This is a genomic window from Paenibacillus sp. FSL K6-3182 (assembly GCF_037976325.1).
Lineage (GTDB): Bacteria > Bacillota > Bacilli > Paenibacillales > Paenibacillaceae > Pristimantibacillus.
Window position 1 is genome coordinate 78621 of sequence record NZ_CP150265.1, and the last position, 21135, is coordinate 99755.

The 21135-nt window shown below is 48.1% G+C and carries 16 protein-coding genes, 2 tRNA genes, 3 rRNA genes, 1 pseudogene and 2 riboswitches; all 22 genes and pseudogenes read left to right on the forward strand.

What is annotated here, in order from left to right; translation table 11 throughout:
- The first annotated feature begins 23 nt into the window (after positions 1–23).
- The 22 genes and pseudogenes from nadB to rrf all read left to right on the forward strand — a co-directional run bounded on the left by nadB (position 24) and on the right by rrf (position 21104).
- Positions 24–1637 carry an L-aspartate oxidase gene (gene nadB / locus MHH56_RS00375; RefSeq protein WP_339209446.1) on the forward strand — a complete coding sequence of 538 codons (1614 nt, stop codon included), beginning with the start codon at positions 24–26 and terminating at the stop codon, positions 1635–1637.
- A complete protein-coding gene (gene nadC / locus MHH56_RS00380) occupies positions 1630–2514 on the forward strand; it encodes a carboxylating nicotinate-nucleotide diphosphorylase (RefSeq protein ID WP_339205906.1) in 885 nt (294 codons plus the stop codon). The genes nadB and nadC overlap by 8 nt, the downstream gene beginning before the upstream one ends.
- Positions 2511–3284 carry a type III pantothenate kinase gene (locus MHH56_RS00385; RefSeq protein ID WP_076271311.1) on the forward strand — a complete coding sequence of 258 codons (774 nt, stop codon included), beginning with the start codon at positions 2511–2513 and terminating at the stop codon, positions 3282–3284. Before nadC ends, MHH56_RS00385 begins: the two co-directional genes overlap by 4 nt.
- On the forward strand, positions 3284–4192 hold the full coding sequence (gene hslO / locus MHH56_RS00390) for an Hsp33 family molecular chaperone HslO (RefSeq protein WP_339205908.1): 909 nt from the start codon (positions 3284–3286) through the stop codon (positions 4190–4192). The genes MHH56_RS00385 and hslO overlap by 1 nt, the downstream gene beginning before the upstream one ends.
- A 17-nt stretch (positions 4193–4209) precedes the next feature.
- Positions 4210–5202, forward strand: coding sequence for a peptidylprolyl isomerase (locus tag MHH56_RS00395; protein ID WP_339205909.1), 993 nt, complete (start codon positions 4210–4212; stop codon positions 5200–5202).
- A 127-nt stretch (positions 5203–5329) separates the two neighbouring features.
- Positions 5330–6268, forward strand: coding sequence for a cysteine synthase A (cysK, locus tag MHH56_RS00400; protein ID WP_054025838.1), 939 nt, complete (start codon positions 5330–5332; stop codon positions 6266–6268).
- A gap of 113 nt (positions 6269–6381) precedes the next feature.
- Complete coding sequence (locus tag MHH56_RS00405) at positions 6382–7986, forward strand: anthranilate synthase component I family protein (RefSeq protein ID WP_339205910.1); 1605 nt, start codon at positions 6382–6384, stop codon at positions 7984–7986.
- Positions 7983–8564, forward strand: a complete 582-nt coding sequence (gene pabA / locus MHH56_RS00410) for an aminodeoxychorismate/anthranilate synthase component II (RefSeq protein WP_339205911.1) — start codon at positions 7983–7985, stop codon at positions 8562–8564. The genes MHH56_RS00405 and pabA overlap by 4 nt, the downstream gene beginning before the upstream one ends.
- Positions 8561–9451: an aminodeoxychorismate lyase gene (gene pabC / locus MHH56_RS00415; protein WP_339205912.1), complete on the forward strand. Its 891-nt coding sequence runs from the start codon at positions 8561–8563 to the stop codon at positions 9449–9451. The genes pabA and pabC overlap by 4 nt, the downstream gene beginning before the upstream one ends.
- Before the next feature lie 45 nt (positions 9452–9496).
- Positions 9497–10345, forward strand: a complete 849-nt coding sequence (gene folP / locus MHH56_RS00420; RefSeq protein ID WP_339205913.1) for a dihydropteroate synthase — start codon at positions 9497–9499, stop codon at positions 10343–10345.
- Positions 10346–10406: 61 nt separating this feature from the next.
- Positions 10407–10793 (forward strand): dihydroneopterin aldolase, encoded by a 387-nt coding sequence (gene folB / locus MHH56_RS00425; protein ID WP_339205914.1) that lies wholly within the window; start codon positions 10407–10409, stop codon positions 10791–10793.
- Positions 10768–11325 (forward strand): 2-amino-4-hydroxy-6-hydroxymethyldihydropteridine diphosphokinase, encoded by a 558-nt coding sequence (gene folK, locus MHH56_RS00430; protein ID WP_339205915.1) that lies wholly within the window; start codon positions 10768–10770, stop codon positions 11323–11325. Before folB ends, folK begins: the two co-directional genes overlap by 26 nt.
- Positions 11277–11489, forward strand: coding sequence for a helix-turn-helix transcriptional regulator (locus MHH56_RS00435; protein ID WP_054025845.1), 213 nt, complete (start codon positions 11277–11279; stop codon positions 11487–11489). Before folK ends, MHH56_RS00435 begins: the two co-directional genes overlap by 49 nt.
- Before the next feature lie 58 nt (positions 11490–11547).
- A pseudogene (locus MHH56_RS00440) lies at positions 11548–11720 on the forward strand (tRNA-dihydrouridine synthase); the annotation flags it as partial.
- 529 nt (positions 11721–12249) lie between these two features.
- Positions 12250–12726 carry a transcription elongation factor GreA gene (gene greA / locus MHH56_RS00445; protein ID WP_076271320.1) on the forward strand — a complete coding sequence of 159 codons (477 nt, stop codon included), beginning with the start codon at positions 12250–12252 and terminating at the stop codon, positions 12724–12726.
- A gap of 156 nt (positions 12727–12882) precedes the next feature.
- Positions 12883–14415, forward strand: a complete 1533-nt coding sequence (lysS, locus tag MHH56_RS00450) for a lysine--tRNA ligase (protein WP_339209447.1) — start codon at positions 12883–12885, stop codon at positions 14413–14415.
- 169 nt (positions 14416–14584) lie between these two features.
- Positions 14585–14663: riboswitch (cyclic di-GMP riboswitch) on the forward strand.
- A 51-nt stretch (positions 14664–14714) separates the two neighbouring features.
- A riboswitch (cyclic di-GMP riboswitch) is annotated at positions 14715–14793 on the forward strand.
- Positions 14794–14805: 12 nt separating this feature from the next.
- Complete coding sequence (locus tag MHH56_RS00455; protein ID WP_339205916.1) at positions 14806–15615, forward strand: transglutaminase-like domain-containing protein; 810 nt, start codon at positions 14806–14808, stop codon at positions 15613–15615.
- A 317-nt stretch (positions 15616–15932) separates the two neighbouring features.
- Positions 15933–17488, forward strand: a 16S ribosomal RNA gene (locus tag MHH56_RS00460).
- 116 nt (positions 17489–17604) lie between these two features.
- Positions 17605–17681: transfer RNA gene (locus tag MHH56_RS00465), tRNA-Ile, on the forward strand.
- Positions 17682–17718: 37 nt separating this feature from the next.
- Positions 17719–17794 (forward strand) — tRNA-Ala (locus MHH56_RS00470).
- Positions 17795–17954: 160 nt separating this feature from the next.
- A 23S ribosomal RNA gene (locus MHH56_RS00475) occupies positions 17955–20887 on the forward strand.
- Positions 20888–20987: 100 nt separating this feature from the next.
- A 5S ribosomal RNA gene (gene rrf / locus MHH56_RS00480) occupies positions 20988–21104 on the forward strand.
- The 16S, 23S and 5S rRNA genes sit together here with 2 tRNA genes alongside, the layout of an rRNA operon.
- Positions 21105–21135: the final 31 nt, after the last annotated feature.

Genomic DNA, 21135 nt, shown 5'->3' on the forward strand with positions numbered 1-21135 from the left:
TTCTACGCTTGGAGGAGCCAATGATGATTCCTAGATATTTAGTCGATGTGCAGTTAAGTGAGCTGCCTGTTATAGAAAAAGATGTGATCGTAATTGGGGCCGGCATTGCCGGTCTTTTTACCGCTATACGAGCAAGTGAAAACAATTCTGTCCTCATGATTACGAAAAAATCGCTGCTCGACAGCAATACGCGTTATGCACAGGGCGGTATCGCTGCGGTTATTTCGGATGAGGATTCACCGGCTTACCATAGACAAGATACACTCGTAGCGGGTGCAGGCTTATGTTCTAATGAAGCGGTTGATGTACTCGTTCACGAGGGACCCAAAGGTGTTCGCAGCTTAATAAAGATGGGAACGCAATTCGATCTGGAGAATGGCGAGTTTGCGCTTACGAAGGAAGGAGCGCATAGCCAGCGGCGTATTTTGCATGCTAACGGGGATGCTACGGGTTTCGAGATCGTACGAGCATTGTCCGAAACGGCTATTGCCAATCCTAAGATCGAAGTTTGGGACGACCATTTTGTTATTGATTTGGTTACTCAGGACGGCGAATGCTGTGGTGTCATTGTACAGAAGCCGAGCGGTGCGCGTTTGTTTGTAAGAGGCAAAGCCGTCATCTTAAGCTCAGGCGGGGCTGGGCAGTTGTACCGTTACACGACAAATCCTGAGGTTGCCACAGGAGACGGCATTGCGATGGCTTATCGAGCAGGGGCATACATACAGGATGTCGAGTTTATTCAGTTCCACCCTACCTCTCTATGTTATCCAGGCGCGCCAAGGTTTTTGATATCAGAGGCTGTGCGCGGCGAAGGGGCGTATCTTCGTAATATTAAGGGAGAGCGCTTCATGGAACGCTACCATGAACAGCTGGAGCTGGCACCGCGTGATGTTGTGGCGAGAGCCATCGTCAGTGAAATGGAAGAGACGAAATCGACTTTCGTTTATATTGATATTACACATGAATCACCGGAAATGGTGAAGCACCGTTTTCCTACTATATATGAATATTGCTTAAAATACGGCCTCGACCTGACGTCGGACTGGATTCCGGTTGCGCCAGCTATGCATTATATGATGGGCGGAGTGAAAACCGACCTAAATGGGGAAACGAATATAAAGCGTTTATTCGCTTGCGGCGAAGTATCCTCAACAGGTGTACACGGCGCTAATCGATTAGCGAGCAATTCGCTATCCGAGGCCATTGTATTTGGCAGAAGAATTGTAAAACGAATCGATGAGCTTCCAAGTCTTACGGTTCAGCCTATTATTAGTAATGAGATAGAACGGAGCAGTACATCAATCCAAGCTGTCGTAGAAAGACGGCTTAAGCTGCAAAAGATTATGGTCCGTTACGCTGGCTTGCGCCGCGATGCAAGTGGTCTTATGAAGGGTCTTGAGGAATTGAAACGGCAGTTGCCTATCTATCAATCCGTTCTGACGGGGCGTGAGGAATACGAATTTGCTAATCTGCTCACCTGTGCCCTGCTGACTACGGAAGCTGCACTCTCTCGGGAGGAAAGCCGTGGAGCTCATTTCCGTGAGGATTTCCCGGTACGCGATGATGCAATGTGGAGAAAGCATACGGTGTTACACCGTCTATATGGATTGACGGAGGAGCGAATAGAGGATGTTTGAATGGATGGCAGGCGGTTATAATGCAGCAGTGCGCGAGCAAATTCGCGGATGGCTTGCAGAGGATATAGGCAGTGGGGATATTACGACCGAAACGACGATTCCAAGGGACTCGCGTTCCAAAGCGGTTATCCATGTAAAGGAAAGCGGTATAATTGCAGGGCTTCCGATTGCGAAGCTCGTATTTGAGGTTGTTGATTCGTCACTTGTCTTTGATTCCAAAGTACAGGATGGCGAGTATGTAAACAAGGGTACAATTATCGCCACCGTAGAGGGCAGTACGCATAGCCTATTAACCGGAGAGCGACTTGCGCTTAACTTAATGCAACGGCTGTCGGGCATTGCGACTAAGACACGTTCTTTCATCGATGCGCTTGAAGGATTGCCGGTTCGGCTTGTCGATACTCGCAAGACAACCCCAGGCCATCGGATGCTGGAGAAGTATGCAGTGCGTGTGGGGGGCGGCGCTAACCACCGATTCGGTTTATATGATGCAGTTATGATTAAAGATAACCATATTAAAGGCTCTGGCGGCATTCGTGCTGCGGTTGAAGCTGCGCGCAGTAAAATTCCACACACAATGAAAATTGAAGTAGAGACAGAATCGTTAGTGCAAGTGGACGAAGCGCTTGCTTGTGGCGCAGACATTATTATGCTGGACAATATGTCTACAGATTTGATGAAGGAATGTGTAGCTCGAATTAAAGCAGCTTCTCCTCACGTTATCGTAGAAGCATCTGGCGGTGTCTCTTTAGAAACCGTTAAAGGTATCGCAGCTAGCGGCGTTGATGTCATTTCGGTAGGCGGATTGACTTATTCCTTCCATGCGCTCGATATTAGCTTGGATTTGAATGAGAAGAAGGGTGTGGAGTCGCTTTGATCCTCGTCATTGATGTTGGAAATACGAATATTGTGCTAGGCATCTATAAAGGAAAAGAACTTTTGCACCATTGGCGGCTGAGCACCAATCGTTCTGCTACAGTAGATGAATACGGCATTAACATTCATAATCTGTTTCATTATGCGGGCGTGAAGCTGGAACAAATGGAAGGCGTCATTATTTCATCGGTTGTTCCACCGTTGATGCGGACACTCGAGCAGCTTTGTCTCAAATATTTGCGTAAAGTTCCCCTAGTCGTAGGGCCTGGCGTCAAAACCGGATTAAACATCCGCTATGAGAATCCACGTGAGGTTGGGGCTGATCGGATCGTCAATTCGGTGGCGGGCATCGTAAAATACGGCTCACCGCTTATTGTTGTTGATTTCGGTACAGCAACGACCTTTGACTATATTGATGAAGGCGGCAATTACTTGGGCGGTGCCATTGTTCCGGGGATCGGCATTTCTACCGAAGCGCTTTATCAGCGCGCCGCTAAGCTGCCGCGTATTGAGCTTGTGAAGCCGAAGAGTGTCATTGGACGCAATCCTGTGACATCGATGCAGGCTGGCATTATTTTTGGATACGCAGGACAGGTTGACGGTATTGTTAAACGGATACGCACAGAATTCGGTGTCACACCACGTGTAATCGCAACCGGCGGCTTAGCTGAGTTAATCGCTGCTGAATCGGAAACGATAGAAGAGGTTGATCCGCTGCTCACACTTGAAGGATTGAGAATTATATATGAACGCAATCAGGAGGGATTTTGATGGAAAATCAGCTGAAGGACGTGCTGGTGCGAGGGACGGCATGGAATGGCAAGATTCGAGTGTTCGCGGCTCGCACGACTCAGCTTGTTGAAGAGCTTCGCCAAAGGCATGGTACATATCCAACGGCTACAGCAGCGTTAGGGCGTACATTAACAGCAGGTGCTATTATGGGCGCTATGCTGAAAGGGCAAGAAAAACTGACGATTCAAGTAAAGGGCGACGGTCCAATCGGCCAGATCGTTGTTGATGCCAATGCAGACGGAGAGGTTCGCGGATACGTTGATCATCCTGAAGTGCATTTGGCAAGCAACGCACTGGGTAAGCTTGACGTAGCCGGAGCTGTTGGACGCACTGGTTATCTTCATATTACAAAGGATTTAGGGATGAAGGAACCATACCGTGGCAGTATTCCGATTGTATCGGGTGAACTCGGCGAGGATTTCACATACTATTTCGCGGTCTCCGAACAAACGCCTTCGGCGGTTGGTCTTGGCGTCTTGGTGGATACAGATAACTCGGTGCTGCATGCTGGTGGGTTTATCGTTCAGCTTATGCCTGGTTTGACGGACGATGAGATTACAAAACTGGAGCAAGCGGTTGGATCGATGCCCCCTGTAACGACCTTGCTTGATCAAGGAGAGTCACCGGAGGGGCTGCTGCGCAGGATTGTAGGGGAAGATGGCGACCTTCACATTCACGATACGATGGACTTGAAGTTTCAATGCTTCTGTTCCTCCGAGCGTGTAGAGCAGACACTTCTCAGTTTAGGTGAGCATGAGCTGCAACAAATTATTGATGAAGATGGAAAAGCGGAAGTCGTTTGCCAATTTTGCAACGAAGCGTATACATTTGAACGGGCTCAGCTAAAGCTGCTGCTTGAACAAGCGAAACCAAAGCCGATCCAATAATCGGAGGCATTAGGGCAATGAGGAAATACGAGGTGCTGAAGGCCGTTGTCATCCTTCAAGCCGTATGCATGGTGGTATTATCGGTAGTCGTCGTAATTAGAGTGTGGCCGGGTCATGATCGACAGCTGGATAATCAGCAGCCAACGAATGTCGGCAGTGGGGAAGAAACGGCTGAACCGAGCAAGCCAGGCCAAACACCAACGAATCAATCGGATGGTAGTCGTGTTATCGCTAAAGTGGGCAAGGAAAACATTACGCTTGCAGATTTGGAAGGTGAGCTTCATTCGCAATATGGAGCTGCCGTTCTGCGCACGTTAATGGTTCATAAAGCGATTGATTTAGAAGCTGCAGCCTCTGAGCTTAGCATACTTGCTGAAGAGCAAAGCCGTGAGCTTGATAAAATGATTGAAGGCTACGATAGTGAAGAACGTTTTTTTGAAGTCATGCAAGAGCAATTAGGCATGAGCCGGGAACAGGTGTTGGAGGACTTGCATTACCGCTTGCTTCTGGAGAAAATCGTCGTGCGAAGCATTCATGTTTCAGATGAAGAGGTTGAACGCTATATAACCGATCATCCTGAGGAATTTGATGAGAAAATGCAGCTGCATCTGCAATGGATTATAACGGAGACGATGAAGGAAGCTAACTCCGTGATGGGGCTTTTATCGGATGGCGAGGATTTCGCTGAGATGGCACATTCCTATTCCATTGATTCATTTACGGCAGATACAGGCGGCGATCTCGGCTTGATTGATAAAGATGACCCATTTTATAACCGCGAAATGATGGAAACAGCCAGTCGTTTGCGGGTAGCTGAAATTGCCGGTCCGATTAAGATAGACGGGGGTTATGCGGTTATTCGTCTTATCGAGCGCCAAATGACAACGAATATGTCGGGAGGCAGGCTGCAAGATACTGTACGCAAGCAGCTGGCGCTTGAACGTGCTGACTCATTGACCAAAATTGAGGATAAGCTGCTAGAGAAATATGATGCTGTGAAAACAGAATAGCTTTGCCCGGTGCTGCGTTTTCAGTGGAGCGTTAAAGTCACTATTGACAACGGATGCAAGAGATTGTTAAGATGTAATTAGTGAAAATACCAACTGAATTAGTCGGAATAAGGAGGCAGTTATTTCCATGGCCAAAATTGTACAAAGTGTTCTAGATCTTATCGGTGACACTCCGCTTGTTCGTTTAAACCGTCTCGTGCCTGAGGGCAGTGCAGAAGTTTATGTGAAACTTGAATATCAAAATCCAGGTGCAAGTGTAAAAGACCGTATTGCAATCAGTATGATTGAGGTAGCTGAGCAAGAGGGAATCATAAAACCAGGCGATACTATTATTGAGCCTACTAGCGGAAATACAGGAATTGGACTAGCACTTGTAGCAGCTGCAAAAGGCTATAAGGCTATTCTTGTTATGCCTGAAACGATGAGTATTGAGCGTCGCAACCTGCTTCGCGCTTACGGTGCAGAGCTTGTATTGACGCCAGGTTCTGAAGGTATGAACGGTGCTGTTCGCAAAGCGGAAGAACTAGCTGCTGAGAACACGAACTACTTCCTGCCGCAACAATTCAAAAACCAAGCAAACGTTAAGGTTCACCGCGAAACGACAGGTCCTGAGATCGTCGAAGCGATCAACTCCCTTGATGGTAAGCTTGATGCGTTCGTTGCCGGTATCGGAACTGGCGGAACGATTTCAGGTACTGGTGAAGTGCTTAAGAAAAACTTCGACGGTATTAAAATTTACGCGGTAGAGCCTGCTGCTTCACCTATCCTCTCTGGCGGCAAACCAGGTGCTCACAAAATTCAAGGTATCGGCGCAAACTTTGTTCCTGATATTTTGAACCGTGATATCTACGATGCTGTCATTACAATTGAGAACGAAGATGCGTTTGAATACGCTCGTCGTGCAGCGAAAGAAGAAGGCATTCTTTGCGGAATTTCCTCTGGCGCAGCGATCTATGCGGCATTGCAAGTTGCGAAAGAGCTTGGCGAAGGAAAACGTGTTGTTGCGATTGTTCCAAGCAACGGCGAACGCTACCTTTCCACACCGCTGTTCAACTTCGAAAACTAATTTTTACTGCCTATATCGAACAGCCTTTCATTCCTCGGAATGGAAGGCTTTCTTTTTACTTAGCTATTCTGTATACTGAGCAAAATAAGTCAAGTATTCGGGGGTTGAAGGTGATGATCACCGCGATAGAGCAATGGACTCGGTGGCACGCCGAACAGAAATATACGACGCTGCCATTCGTTAAAGAATTACCCTTTGAGTTCGGTAATCGGGCGAACGTAACGTCATGGGAAGAAGTATGGCAGGACGCTTCGCCGCATGCTTTTGTATTAGAAAGCGGCAAGGACGGACGATATACGTATTTGGGATTGCATCCTGACGGGGTTATCCGTGGAAAAGGGCTGCAAGCAGAGTCTATACAATTCCATTCGCTAGAGGATCAGAGCAAGCGCCGCTGGGAAGGTAAGCCGCTTGAGGTTGTGAGAGAATGGATGAGCGGCTTACTGGGGCCGAAGCTTGAGAATGGGCCTAAGTGGGTTGGCGGCTGTATCGGATTCTGGGGTTACGATGTCATCCGTTCGATCGAACGATTGCCGGTGCTAGCCGAGGATAATCAGGATATTCCCGATTATTTATTCATGCAAATGAATGAGATATGGATAATCGACCACGAGCAATCAAAAGTGTATTGTGCTGTCCATTCAAAAATAGATCAAAATGCGGATCAAGAGGAGCTGCGTGCTGCTTATGATCGTGCTTCATCTAGAGCGGAAGGGATGACCGACTACTGGTTAACCTGGTTTGATGAAGAGCGTGCCCAGGCGAAGGCGATATCGCTTCGAGCAGAACGTCAGCGCTTGTTGACAGATGATTTATTGCAATTGGATGTGGATTCGATTACTGGCATCACATCGCCTTTCTCGAAGCAAGCATACATGGACGCTGTTCGCAGCATTCAGCGATATATTGAGCAGGGTGACGTTTTTCAAGTGAATTTGTCCGTTCGTCAGATCAAGGCGATTGCGGCTGCTCCGGAAGAACTTTATGAATGGATTCGACTAGTTAACCCATCGCCATATATGGGGTTTCTGCGTTGCCCTGATTTTCAGATTGTATCTGCATCCCCTGAGCTTCTCGTTGAGCTCAATGACAACAAGCTGATCACAAGACCGATTGCTGGAACGCGTAGACGCGGGCGAACGGAGGAAGAGGATCGGCGCCTAGCTGACGAACTTCTCACGAATGAGAAGGAGCGGGCGGAGCATATTATGCTCGTTGACTTGGAGCGGAACGATCTTGGGCGGATTTCTACTTATGGTACGGTTAAGGTCGAAGAGTTTATGGTTATTGAACAATACTCACATGTTATGCATCTTGTTTCTCAGGTAGTAGGACAGCTTGCAAACGGCAAAGATGCTTACGATGTTATATCGGCTACCTTCCCCGGAGGAACGATTACAGGTGCTCCAAAAATTCGCACAATGGAAATCATAGAAGAGCTTGAACCGACACGCAGAGGACCGTATACCGGCTCGCTTGGATGGATTGACTACAGCGGGGATATGGAATTTAATATTATTATTAGAACAATGGTGCTTCAGGAAGGCGTTGTTCATATTCAAGCGGGAGCAGGCATCGTTATTGATTCTGAGCCGGAGCGGGAATATAAAGAATCGCTAAACAAGGCGAAGGCATTATGGAAGGCCATTCAGTACAGCGAACGGTTTGCAGCAGTCGATTTGGCAGCGGAAACGGAAAAAGGGGGAGCCTTAACATGATACTTGTCATCGATAATTATGATTCCTTTACGTACAATTTAGTACAGTATTTGGGTGAGCTTGGGGAAGATATTACGGTAAAAAGAAACGACGAAATAGATTTAGCCGGAATCGAAGAATTAGCGCCCGATCATATTCTAATATCACCAGGTCCGTGTTCACCGAATGAAGCGGGCATTAGTTTATCTCTAATCGAGCATTTTAAAGGTAAAATCCCGATTTTTGGCGTATGTCTTGGTCATCAATCGATCGGACAAGCATTTGGCGGGGAAGTGGTACGTGCGGAGAAGCTGATGCACGGCAAAACGTCTGCCATTTATCATCAAGGAAAATCTGTGTTTGAAGGTTTGCCATCACCTTTTACCGCTACTCGCTATCATTCTCTTATCGTACGCCGTGAAACGCTGCCTGATTGCTTGGAAATAACAGCGGAAACCGATGAAGGAGAAATTATGGGTTTGCGTCATAAGGAATATGCGATTGAAGGGGTGCAATTTCACCCTGAGTCCATTATAACGGAGCATGGCTTGACGATGCTTCGTAATTTCTTGCAAAATCGGACGGGCGCAGTGCGATGAAGGTCGAACTGAACGGCTCCGTAATGGATGCGAGCGAAGCCGTGATCTCAGTTTATGATCACGGCTTTTTGTACGGTATAGGTTTGTTCGAGACTTTCCGCACGTATGAGGGGAAACCTTACTTACTAGACAGGCATATGAAGCGATTATGCTCAGGTTGTGATCAGCTAGGAATTCAGTACACGCCTAATATGGAGGAGCTGCGCAGCTCTGTTAACGAGCTTCTTGAGGCGAATGAATTAAAAGATGGCTATATAAGACTAACCGTCAGTGCAGGCGAAGCTGAGCTAGGGTTGCCGACAGGAGATTATGAACAGCCGAATGTGTTAATGCTTGTAAAGGCTTTGCCGCCGGTTAATGATGCGGTTCATATGCGCGGACGGGAGCTGCGGCTTTTGCAGACAAGGAGGAATACGCCTGAGGGCGAGGTTCGCTTTAAGTCTCTCCATTATATGAACAATATTATTGCTAAGCGAGAGCTGCTTGCCAGTGGTGCTGCGCCTGGGGCCGAGGGTCTTATGCTCAGCCGAGAAGGATGGTTGGCGGAGGGAATCGTGAGCAACTTGTTTTTTGCTAAGGACAATGTTGTATATACGCCTGAACTGGCCACCGGCATATTGCCGGGCATAACGCGCGAGCGAGTTCTGGAGCTGGCTGGCAGTGCAGGGTATGAAACCGAAGAGGGCCTTTATAGCTTGGAGAAGCTGCAAACGGCCGACGAGATATGGCTCACTAATTCCATTCAGGAGCTCGTTCCCGTTACTCTGTTATCAGAAGCCGGCGGGGTGAGTAGAGTTATCGGCAACGGTCAAGCAGGGACTATTACGAAGCAATTGCTTACCCTTTACCGACAGACGACAATTGACGGTGATGCTGGAGCTATCTAAGCTCTGTAATCATGTAACATTAAGAAGAAGGATGGCGGTCTAACAATGGATCAACAACCAAATTTCTATAAAAGAGCATATGAGTTTGGCAGCGGAACGAGGCTGGAGCTAGGCGGGCGTACGTTGATTATGGGCATTTTGAATGCGACACCTGATTCTTTCTCGGACGGCGGGAGCTACACGAGTGTGGATGCGGCTCTTGCCCGTGCGAAAGCGATGGTGGAGGAAGGCGCTGATATTATTGATATTGGCGGTGAATCGACACGTCCAGGATTTGAGCCGGTGGGAGTGGAGGAAGAGCTGCGGCGTATCCTCCCTGTTATTCAGGTTTTGCGTAAGGCGCTGCCGCACATTCCTTTATCCATCGATACATACAAAGCTGAGACTGCGCGGCACGCGCTAGAGGCGGGCGCTCATATCATTAATGACATTTGGGGGCTTAAGGGTGACCCTAATATGGCCGCAGTTGCAGCTGAATATGCTTGTCCTGTCATCATCAATCATAACCGCCATGCGAGAGACTATAATGATTTTGTTCCCGATGTACTTACAGATTTGCAGGGCAGTGTAAGCATTGCGCGAACGGCTGGCATCGCTGAAGATCAAATCTGGCTAGATCCGGGTATTGGTTTTGCCAAAACCTATGAGGATAATCTGGAGCTGCTTGGCCGTCTATCCGAGCTGCATGCACTTGGATATCCGGTGCTGCTTGGCACCTCGCGTAAACGTTTCATTAAGCAGACGCTGAATCTGCCTGTTGATGAGCTTGTTGAGGGAACAGCTGCGACGGTTGCTCTTGGCATTGCGCACGGCTGCCAAATCGTACGTGTGCATGATGTGCGTGCAATTAAGCGTACTGCGCTTATGACGGACGCTATTTTATATCGACGTTAATTGTGTTGTTAAATGCCGTTTCTTATTTTGAATAAGGTACATCGTTAGGAGAGTGACTATAATGGATAAAATGCTGATCAAAGGGATGAGGTTTTACGGCTACCACGGCGTATTTCCTGAAGAAAACAAGCTAGGCCAGAAATATTATGTGGATGTTGAACTCAATATGGATTTGGAGCAAGCGGCGTTAACTGATGATTTGAACAGTACGGTGAATTATGCAGAAATCCACGCTCTCACGAAAACGATTGTAGAGGGCCCTCCGTTTAAGCTTATCGAAGCTTTAACAGGTCACATTGCATCGCAAGTACTGGAAGTTTATACTATGGTAAATGAAGTGACGGTTCGAGTAACGAAGCCTAACCCGCCGTTTGATATCCATTTTGACGGAGTAACGGTAGAACTGCGCAGAAAGCGGGACAATGATGGACGAACAATTCCCGCTTGATGGCGCACAGGCAGAGGCATATATCGCTTTAGGATCAAACATGGGAAACCGTGAGCAATTGCTGCTGGAAGCGATTAGCCTCATCGATGCGCACCCAAACATCGTGGTTAGCAGAGTATCGGGCATGTATGAGACTGATCCGGTAGGCTACACAGAGCAACCGCCCTTTATCAATATGGCATTAGCTGTACGAACGACACTATCTCCATTAATGCTTTTGCGTCAGCTTTTGGAGTACGAGCAGCAGCTCGGTAGAGTTCGACAAATTCGTTGGGGACCGAGAACCATTGACCTTGATCTGCTCCTATACGATAATGTCAGAATGGATCAAGAGGAATTAACTTTGCCGCATCCGCGTATGATGGAGCGGTCGTTCGTTCTCGTTCCGCTGCATGATGTTTTGGATCAAACACATCGGCTGCAGTCCGAGGTAAGCGCAGTATCTGAAGCAGCGCTTCTGGATGGAAAGGAAGGCATTACGTTATGGAAAACAATCAATTGGCGCAGCGCGTCAGAGCCTTTCGAAAGCTGAAGGGCTATACTCAGCAGGAGCTGGCCAAGGAGCTTGGCGTATCGGTGGCCGTTCTTGGCTCATTGGAGCGAGGAACAAGGAAGACGGATACGAAGTTATTAAATCATATCGCTAAGACGCTCGGAATCAGCTATGAGGAATTAATGTCTGATAACCGTGAATAGTGCTGTCTGGTACACAAGATATGAACCATAATCAATTAGAAGAGGAGGAAGGAGTGACATGCTGAAAATCGGTGGCATCGAAATGAAGAACAGAGTGGTGCTAGCGCCGATGGCAAGCGTGTGCTATCCTGCCTTTGATTAATTGCCAAGGAGTTTGGAACGGGTCTTGTATGTGCGGAGATGGTAAGCGACAAGGCCATTTTGCATGGTAGTATACGGGTAAGGCAAATTGGGACATTATAAAGGATGTCAAAGTAGCGGCATCGATTCCCGTAATTGGGAATGGCGACGTTTTCTCACCAGAGGATGCAAAAAAGCTGCTCGAACATACCGGCCGTGATCCGATGGTAGCGATTTTGGAAAACTACGTCCACTCGCTTGGAGAGGACGAAGAATTCCAAGCTGTCAGTGCTGTTTCAGCAAAGAAGCGGGTTCTGCAGAAGTAGACGCCTACTAAAATACAAATAGATCGGTTATGCGATTTACCCCGTGACGGGAGCGAGCCGACACCATTCGACAAAAGCCGCTATCATGCGGCTTCTGCTCTACATTTCAGAAATGAAACGGTTTCAATGGGTCGTCTGGCTTTGATTGACATTCAGGGTAACTTTGCAATATAATCGTGCAATATAATCTAACGAAGACATCAAGAGCGCTTCAAACAACAGTTGGTATGAGGAATAAGAAGCGTAATATATTAGGTAACAGTGAATTCATACAAGGTATGAAAAATTAGTCACATGACAGGAGAATCGGAAAGATGAACGATAAGCAAATCATTCTGACTCAAGAAGGGCTGCGAAAGCTCGAAGATGAATTAGAGAACCTAAAGTCGGTCAAGCGTCGTGAAGTAGCTGAACGTATTAAAGTAGCAATTGGCTATGGTGATATAAGCGAAAACTCGGAATATGAAGATGCGAAGAATGAGCAAGCATTTATCGAAGGCCGCGTTCTTACCCTTGAGAAAATGTTGCGCAATGCGCGTATTATAAATAATGACGATATTGATATTGATACCGTGAGCATCGGTTCGATCGTAACGGTTGAGGATATGGAGTATGGCGACACAATGGATTATTCCATTGTTGGTACAGCGGAAGCCGATCCTTTGCAAAACAAGATTTCAAATGAAAGCCCGGTTGGTAAAGCGATTCTAGGCAAGAAAAAAGGCACCGTTGTCGAAGTTAGCGTACCAGTCGGCATTATTCAATACAAAATTCTCGATATCAAAAAATAATGTTTGCTATGAGCGGTTCAAAAAGCTTCCTTGTAGGAAGCTTTTTGAACGTTTAAAATATAAGAACGTATATTACAGGTCTATACATTGCTTATATTTTATTGCGAAACGAGATTTTGCTGCATGAATCCGGTGACAGCTGCTTGCTTTTGCCGAATGATCAAGGAGATGAAAGAAGTGGAACAAGAAAACAATGAACAGCAGGAGCTAAGTGAGCTCTTGCAAATTCGCAGAAACAAATTGGACGAGCTTAGAGGGTTAGGTGTGGATCCATTTGGCCGAAAGTTCGAACGCACTCATAACGCCAAAGATATTGTACAAGCCTATGAAGGGCTCAGCAAAGAAGAAATAGAAGAAAAAGCGGTTGAAGTGCGTATTGCTGGCCGTATTATGCAGAAACGCGGTATGGGCAAAGCGGGTTTTGCTACGATTCAAGATTTGAGCGGCAAGGTTCAAATTTATGTTCGTAAAGATTCCGTTGAAGAGCATAAGTTTGCAGCTTTTGACTTGCTGGATATCGGTGACATCATTGGCGTAGTAGGCGTTGTATTCAAAACGAATACAGGCGAAGTCTCTGTCAAAGCACGTGATATTGAAGTTTTGACAAAGTCGCTTCTTCCATTGCCTGATAAATATCATGGCTTGAAAGACGTAGAGCTTCGTTATCGTCAGCGTTATGTTGACCTTATCGTGAATCCCGACGTCCAACAAACCTTTATTACTCGTTCCAAAATCATTCAATCCATGCGTCGCTACCTAGATTCCCGCGGGTATTTAGAAGTAGAAACACCAACACTGCATTCCATTGCAGGCGGTGCTGCAGCACGCCCTTTCGAAACGCATCATAATGCGCTGGACATGCAGCTCTACATGCGTATTGCAATCGAACTTCATTTGAAGCGACTGATTGTAGGCGGATTGGAGAAAGTATATGAGATCGGCCGTGTATACCGGAATGAGGGGATTTCGACTCGCCACAATCCAGAGTTTACAATGATTGAGCTTTACGAGGCTTATGCTGATTACAAGGATATTATGGCATTGACAGAGAATGTCATCGCACATATTGCGCAAGAGGTTCTTGGAACAACGAAAATCACTTATCAAGGCCAAGAGATTGATTTGACACCTCAGTGGCGTCGCGTCAGCATGGTTGAGCTTGTCAAAGAAACGACTGGCGTAGATTTCGGCGTGGAAATGAGCGACGAGGAAGCCCATCGGTTGGCGAAAGAACACAAAGTTGCCGTTGATCCGCATATGACATTTGGTCATATTCTCAACGCTTTCTTTGAACAGTTCGGTGAGCACACGCTTATTCAGCCAACCTTTGTTACAGGACATCCGGTTGCTATTTCGCCGCTTGCTAAGAAGAGCGAAGCAGATCCACGCTTCACCGATCGTTTTGAGCTATTCATCGTAGCACGTGAGCATGCTAATGCATTTACGGAGCTTAACGATCCGATCGATCAGCGTGAGCGTTTCGAGTCGCAGCTTGTTGAGCGTGAGCATGGAAATGACGAGGCGCATGAGATGGATGAAGACTTTATCCGCGCTCTGGAATACGGCATGCCGCCAACTGGCGGACTAGGAATCGGTATCGACCGATTGATCATGCTTCTAACAGATGCTCCATCTATTCGTGATGTACTGTTGTTCCCTCATATGAGAGATCAGCGTTCTGCTGAATAAGAAAGAGACCAAGGAACCTTATGGCTTTTAGAAGCCATAAGGTTCTTTTTTTTCTAATATCGAGAATTTGCAACAACAATCCTTAAAAACATTCAAATTATGATTGATATTGTAGTACAATCTATTGATTTGCTAGATTCATATGGTAGAATAGAACTAATAAAGCGCTACACGATAACGGCAAACCTATCGAAAGGTAGGGACGCAAAGCTAAAGGGCCTTCCGTAAGATGGCAGCCAGCTACCGAATGAACAGGCTTTTTTTTGTTTGTATAGGGGAAATTCATCACATAGCGCTTCACACGATAATGGCAAACCTATCGAAAGGTAGGGACGCAAAGCTAAAGGGCCTTCCGTAAGATGGCAGCCAGCTACCGAAGGGAGTATATTCATGCGTAAATTTATGTTAGTCATCGCAGCTTTTGTTCTTTTTGCATCCATCCATGTAACGGTCGTTCAGGCAAATGAAGCGGACTCTTCTGATTGGCTCAATACGGGGAATTTAGATAAAGGTGTTGTCTCCGTACAATATACAGTGAGCACTAAAGTGAAAACGAAGCTTATGATCGCAAAAGGCGCATCAAATTATACATATAATCTAACTAGCGGAAAAACAGCTGAGAAGTTTCCATTGCAGCTTGGCAATGGCGAATATACAATATCTGTTCTAGAGAATACAACAGGAAACAAATACAAACTGGCGAAGAAAGAAACCGTGACGCTTGATTTGAAAGACAACAAGGTTTTGTACTTGAATTCCATCCAGAACATTGACTGGTCGAATGCGAGCAGCGCCATCGTCAAGGCAAAAGAATTAGCGAGCAATAAAAAAACGGATATGGAGAAAGTAAAGGCAATCTACGAGTATATTATTACGAATGTAAGTTATGATAATCAATTAGCTGCTAATCTGTCAGTTGATTACCTCCCCAATATTGATCGCACATTTAAATCGAGAAAGGATATCTGCTACGGATACGCTTCATTGTTTGCGGCAATGCTGCGGAGCGTGGATATCCCTACGAAGCTCTTGATGGGACAATCTACTTATGTGGATGTTTATCATGCTTGGAACGAAGTGTACTTGGATGGGAAATGGGTTACGATTGATACGACAGTTGATGCGGGTCTAAAGAAGGGCAAGAAAAAGTATGAGCTTATCAAGGATGCAGCTCAATATACAGTTACAAAAACATATTAGAAGTCATACGAGCTTGCGGAAATCGCAGAGCTCGTTTTTTTATGTCTTTCTTCAATATAGGTGAGGAGGAAGCGAAGCAACGATTACGCAATTAGAAGGCAAATAGGAGTGTTGAAAACTTTCTCGTAAATAATGAAAAAAACACTTGCAATGCTATATACGCCTATGATATATTATCTAGGTCGCCAACGAGATACACGGTCGACAAGAGAGAAAAGATTGCTCTTTGAAAACTGAACAACGAGTAATAACTGCCTCGCAAATCCTTCGGGATAAGCGAAAAAAGCGATAAAAAAGTAATGAGCAAGTCAAACATCAATTTGGAGAGTTTGATCCTGGCTCAGGACGAACGCTGGCGGCGTGCCTAATACATGCAAGTCGAGCGGAGTTGATGAGGTGCTTGCACCTCTGATACTTAGCGGCGGACGGGTGAGTAACACGTGGGTAACCTGCCTATAAGACTGGGATAACATTCGGAAACGAATGCTAATACCGGATACGCGATATGGTCGCATGACTGAATCGGGAAAGATGGAGCAATCTATCACTTACAGATGGACCCGCGGCGCATTAGCTAGTTGGTGAGGTAACGGCTCACCAAGGCGACGATGCGTAGCCGACCTGAGAGGGTGATCGGCCACACTGGGACTGAGACACGGCCCAGACTCCTACGGGAGGCAGCAGTAGGGAATCTTCCGCAATGGACGAAAGTCTGACGGAGCAACGCCGCGTGAGTGATGAAGGTTTTCGGATCGTAAAGCTCTGTTGCCAGGGAAGAATGCTTGGGAGAGTAACTGCTCCCAAGGTGACGGTACCTGAGAAGAAAGCCCCGGCTAACTACGTGCCAGCAGCCGCGGTAATACGTAGGGGGCAAGCGTTGTCCGGAATTATTGGGCGTAAAGCGCGCGCAGGCGGCCTTGTAAGTCTGTTGTTTAAACTTGGGGCTCAACCCCAAGTCGCAAGGGAAACTGCAAAGCTTGAGTACAGAAGAGGAAAGTGGAATTCCACGTGTAGCGGTGAAATGCGTAGAGATGTGGAGGAACACCAGTGGCGAAGGCGACTTTCTGGGCTGTAACTGACGCTGAGGCGCGAAAGCGTGGGGAGCAAACAGGATTAGATACCCTGGTAGTCCACGCCGTAAACGATGAATGCTAGGTGTTAGGGGTTTCAATACCCTTGGTGCCGAAGTTAACACATTAAGCATTCCGCCTGGGGAGTACGGTCGCAAGACTGAAACTCAAAGGAATTGACGGGGACCCGCACAAGCAGTGGAGTATGTGGTTTAATTCGAAGCAACGCGAAGAACCTTACCAGGTCTTGACATCCCTCTGACCGTCCTAGAGATAGGGCTTTCCTTCGGGACAGAGGAGACAGGTGGTGCATGGTTGTCGTCAGCTCGTGTCGTGAGATGTTGGGTTAAGTCCCGCAACGAGCGCAACCCTTGATCTTAGTTGCCAGCACATTATGGTGGGCACTCTAGGATGACTGCCGGTGACAAACCGGAGGAAGGTGGGGATGACGTCAAATCATCATGCCCCTTATGACCTGGGCTACACACGTACTACAATGGCCGATACAACGGGAAGCGAAACCGCGAGGTGGAGCCAATCCTATCAAAGTCGGTCTCAGTTCGGATTGCAGGCTGCAACTCGCCTGCATGAAGTCGGAATTGCTAGTAATCGCGGATCAGCATGCCGCGGTGAATACGTTCCCGGGTCTTGTACACACCGCCCGTCACACCACGAGAGTTTACAACACCCGAAGCCGGTGGGGTAACCCGCAAGGGAGCTAGCCGTCGAAGGTGGGGTAGATGATTGGGGTGAAGTCGTAACAAGGTAGCCGTATCGGAAGGTGCGGCTGGATCACCTCCTTTCTAAGGAAATACCCGAACCCGATGAGGTTCGGATAAACTTGGCAGTTTATCGCTTACTCGTTGTCAGTTTTGAAAGATTAATCATCTTTCAAAGGAAGTCCAAAGGGAATACCTATGGGCCTTTAGCTCAGCTGGTTAGAGCGCACCCCTGATAAGGGTGAGGTCGGTGGTTCGAGTCCACTAAGGCCCACCATTATCGACTCTGAGAAGTCGGTACCCATACTAAATTTGGGGCCATAGCTCAGCTGGGAGAGCGCCTGCCTTGCAAGCAGGAGGTCAGCGGTTCGATCCCGCTTGGCTCCACCAAAAAGAATAATGTACTGTCTTTGCTGAAGATTAACTCTGAAGCAAACTCAGCGCAAAACATTTGCACCTTGAAAACTGGATAACGAAAGAAAAAGAATTGCTGAAACATCCTTTAAAGCTGTTTTTACGTAAGCGAAGGTGAGCGATCACCTGAGCATTTGGTTAAGCTAGTAAGAGCGCACGGAGGATGCCTAGGCACCAGGAGCCGAAGAAGGACGTGGCGAACAACGATACCGCCCCGGGGAGCCGTAAGCAGGCATTGATCCGAGGATTTCCGAATGGGGAAACCCAGCTGTCGTAATGGACAGTTACTCTCAACTGAATACATAGGTTGGGTAGAGGCATACCAGGGGAACTGAAACATCTAAGTACCCTGAGGAAGAGAAAACAATAGTGATTCCGTCAGTAGCGGCGAGCGAACGCGGATTAGCCCAAACCAAGGAGCTTGCTCCTTGGGGTTGTAGGACGTCTCACATGGAGTTACAAAAGTGTTTGGTAGGCGAAGAGGTCTGGAAAGGCCCGCCAGAGCAGGTAAAAGCCCTGTAACCGAAAGCAAGCACTCTCCGAGACGGATCCTGAGTACGGCGGGACACGAGAAACCCCGTCGGAATCCGGCAGGACCATCTGCCAAGGCTAAATACTCCCTGGTGACCGATAGTGAAGCAGTACCGTGAGGGAAAGGTGAAAAGCACCGCGGAAGCGGAGTGAAAAAGAACCTGAAACCGTGCGCTTACAAAAAGTCAGAGCCCGTTAAATGGGTGATGGCGTGCCTTTTGTAGAATGAACCGGCGAGTTACGATCACGTGCAAGGTTAAGTCGGGAAGACGGAGCCGTAGCGAAAGCGAGTCTGAATAGGGCGAATAAGTACGTGGTCGTAGACCCGAAACCGTGTGATCTACCCCTGTCCAGGGTGAAGGTGCGGTAACACGCACTGGAGGCCCGAACCCACGCATGTTGAAAAATGCGGGGATGAGGTGGGGGTAGCGGAGAAATTCCAATCGAACTCGGAGATAGCTGGTTCTCCCCGAAATAGCTTTAGGGCTAGCCTCGAGGAATGAGCGTCGTGGAGGTAGAGCACTGATTGGGTGCGGGGCCCGCCAAGGGTTACCAAGTCCAGTCAAACTCCGAATGCCATAGACGTGCTACTCGGGAGTCAGACAGTGAGTGCTAAGATCCATTGTCAAGAGGGAAACAGCCCAGATCATCAGCTAAGGTCCCCAAGTGTGTGTTAAGTGGGAAAGGATGTGGAGTTGCAAAGACAACCAGGATGTTGGCTTAGAAGCAGCCATCATTTAAAGAGTGCGTAATAGCTCACTGGTCGAGTGACTCTGCGCCGAAAATGTAACGGGGCTAAACACACCACCGAAGCTATGACATGTACCATTAGGTACTTGGGTAGGGGAGCGTTGAATACGGATTGAAGTTGGACCGTGAGGACTGGTGGACTGTATTCAAGTGAGAATGCCGGTATGAGTAACGAAAAGACAAGTGAGAATCTTGTCCGCCGAAAGCCTAAGGGTTCCTGAGGAAGGCTCGTCCTCTCAGGGTAAGTCGGGACCTAACGCGAGGCCGAAAGGCGTAGTGGATGGACAACAGGTTGAAATTCCTGTACCACCGAAGATCGTTTGAGCAATGGGGTGACACAGAAGGGCAGTGACGCGGACTGATGGAATAGTCCGTCCAAGCAGTGAGGCTGATCGATAGGCAAATCCGTCGATCATGAAGGCTGGGCTGTGATGGGGAGCGAAAATTGCAGTAGCGAAGGTCATGTACTCCGGCTGTCAAGAAAAGCCTCTAGTGAGATCTAGGTGCCCGTACCGCAAACCGACACAGGTAGGCGAGCAGAGCATGCTAAGGCGCGCGGAAGAACTCTCGTTAAGGAACTCGGCAAAATGACCCCGTAACTTCGGGAGAAGGGGTGCCTCGGTAGGGTGAATAGCCCGAGGGGGCCGCAGTGAAAAGGCCCAAGCGACTGTTTAGCAAAAACACAGGTCTGTGCGAAGCCGTAAGGCGAAGTATACGGGCTGACGCCTGCCCGGTGCTGGAAGGTTAAGGGGAGCGGTTAGGGGTAACCCGAAGCTGTGAACCGAAGCCCCAGTAAACGGCGGCCGTAACTATAACGGTCCTAAGGTAGCGAAATTCCTTGTCAGGTAAATTCTGACCCGCACGAATGGCGTAACGACTTGGGCGCTGTCTCAACGAGAGATCCGGTGAAATTTTAATACCTGTGAAGATGCAGGTTACCCGCGACAAGACGGAAAGACCCCATGGAGCTTTACTGTAACTTGATATTGAACTTTGGTACGATCTGTACAGGATAGGTGGGAGCCTTTGAAGCATGAGCGCCAGCTTGTGTGGAGGCAACGTTGGGATACCACCCTGATCGTATCGGAGTTCTAACCTAGAACCGTGAAACCGGTTCGGGGACCGTGTCAGGTGGACAGTTTGACTGGGGCGGTCGCCTCCTAAAATGTAACGGAGGCGCCCAAAGGTTCCCTCAGAATGGTTGGAAATCATTCGAAGAGTGCAAAGGCATAAGGGAGCTTGACTGCGAGACCTACAAGTCGAGCAGGTACGAAAGTAGGGCTTAGTGATCCGGTGGTACCGAATGGAAGGGCCATCGCTCAACGGATAAAAGCTACCCTGGGGATAACAGGCTTATCTCCCCCAAGAGTCCACATCGACGGGGAGGTTTGGCACCTCGATGTCGGCTCATCGCATCCTGGGGCTGAAGTAGGTCCCAAGGGTTGGGCTGTTCGCCCATTAAAGCGGTACGCGAGCTGGGTTCAGAACGTCGTGAGACAGTTCGGTCCCTATCTGTCGCGGGCGCAGGAAATTTGAGAGGAGCTGTCCTTAGTACGAGAGGACCGGGATGGACGTACCGCTGGTGTACCAGTTGTTCCGCCAGGAGCACCGCTGGGTAGCCAAGTACGGACGGGATAAGCGCTGAAAGCATCTAAGCGTGAAGCCCCCCTCAAGATGAGATTTCCCAGTATGTAAGACCCCTTGAAGACGACGAGGTTGATAGGTTCGGGGTGGAAGCACAGCAATGTGTGTAGCTGACGAATACTAATCGGTCGAGGGCTTATCCTAAACACGTTTACTGTGACCCATACATCCAGTAGACAGCAGCTAAAAAGGCTTCAGCAAGCCTAATCTTTCGTATCCAGTTTTCAGCGTGCAACACGCTACGTTTGGTGGCGATGGCGGAGGGGAACCACGCGTTCCCATACCGAACACGACCGTTAAGCCCTCCAGCGCCAATGGTACTTAGACCGCAGGGTCTTGGGAGAGTAGGACGTCGCCAAGCACGAAAGACCTATCGCATGTGATGCGATAGG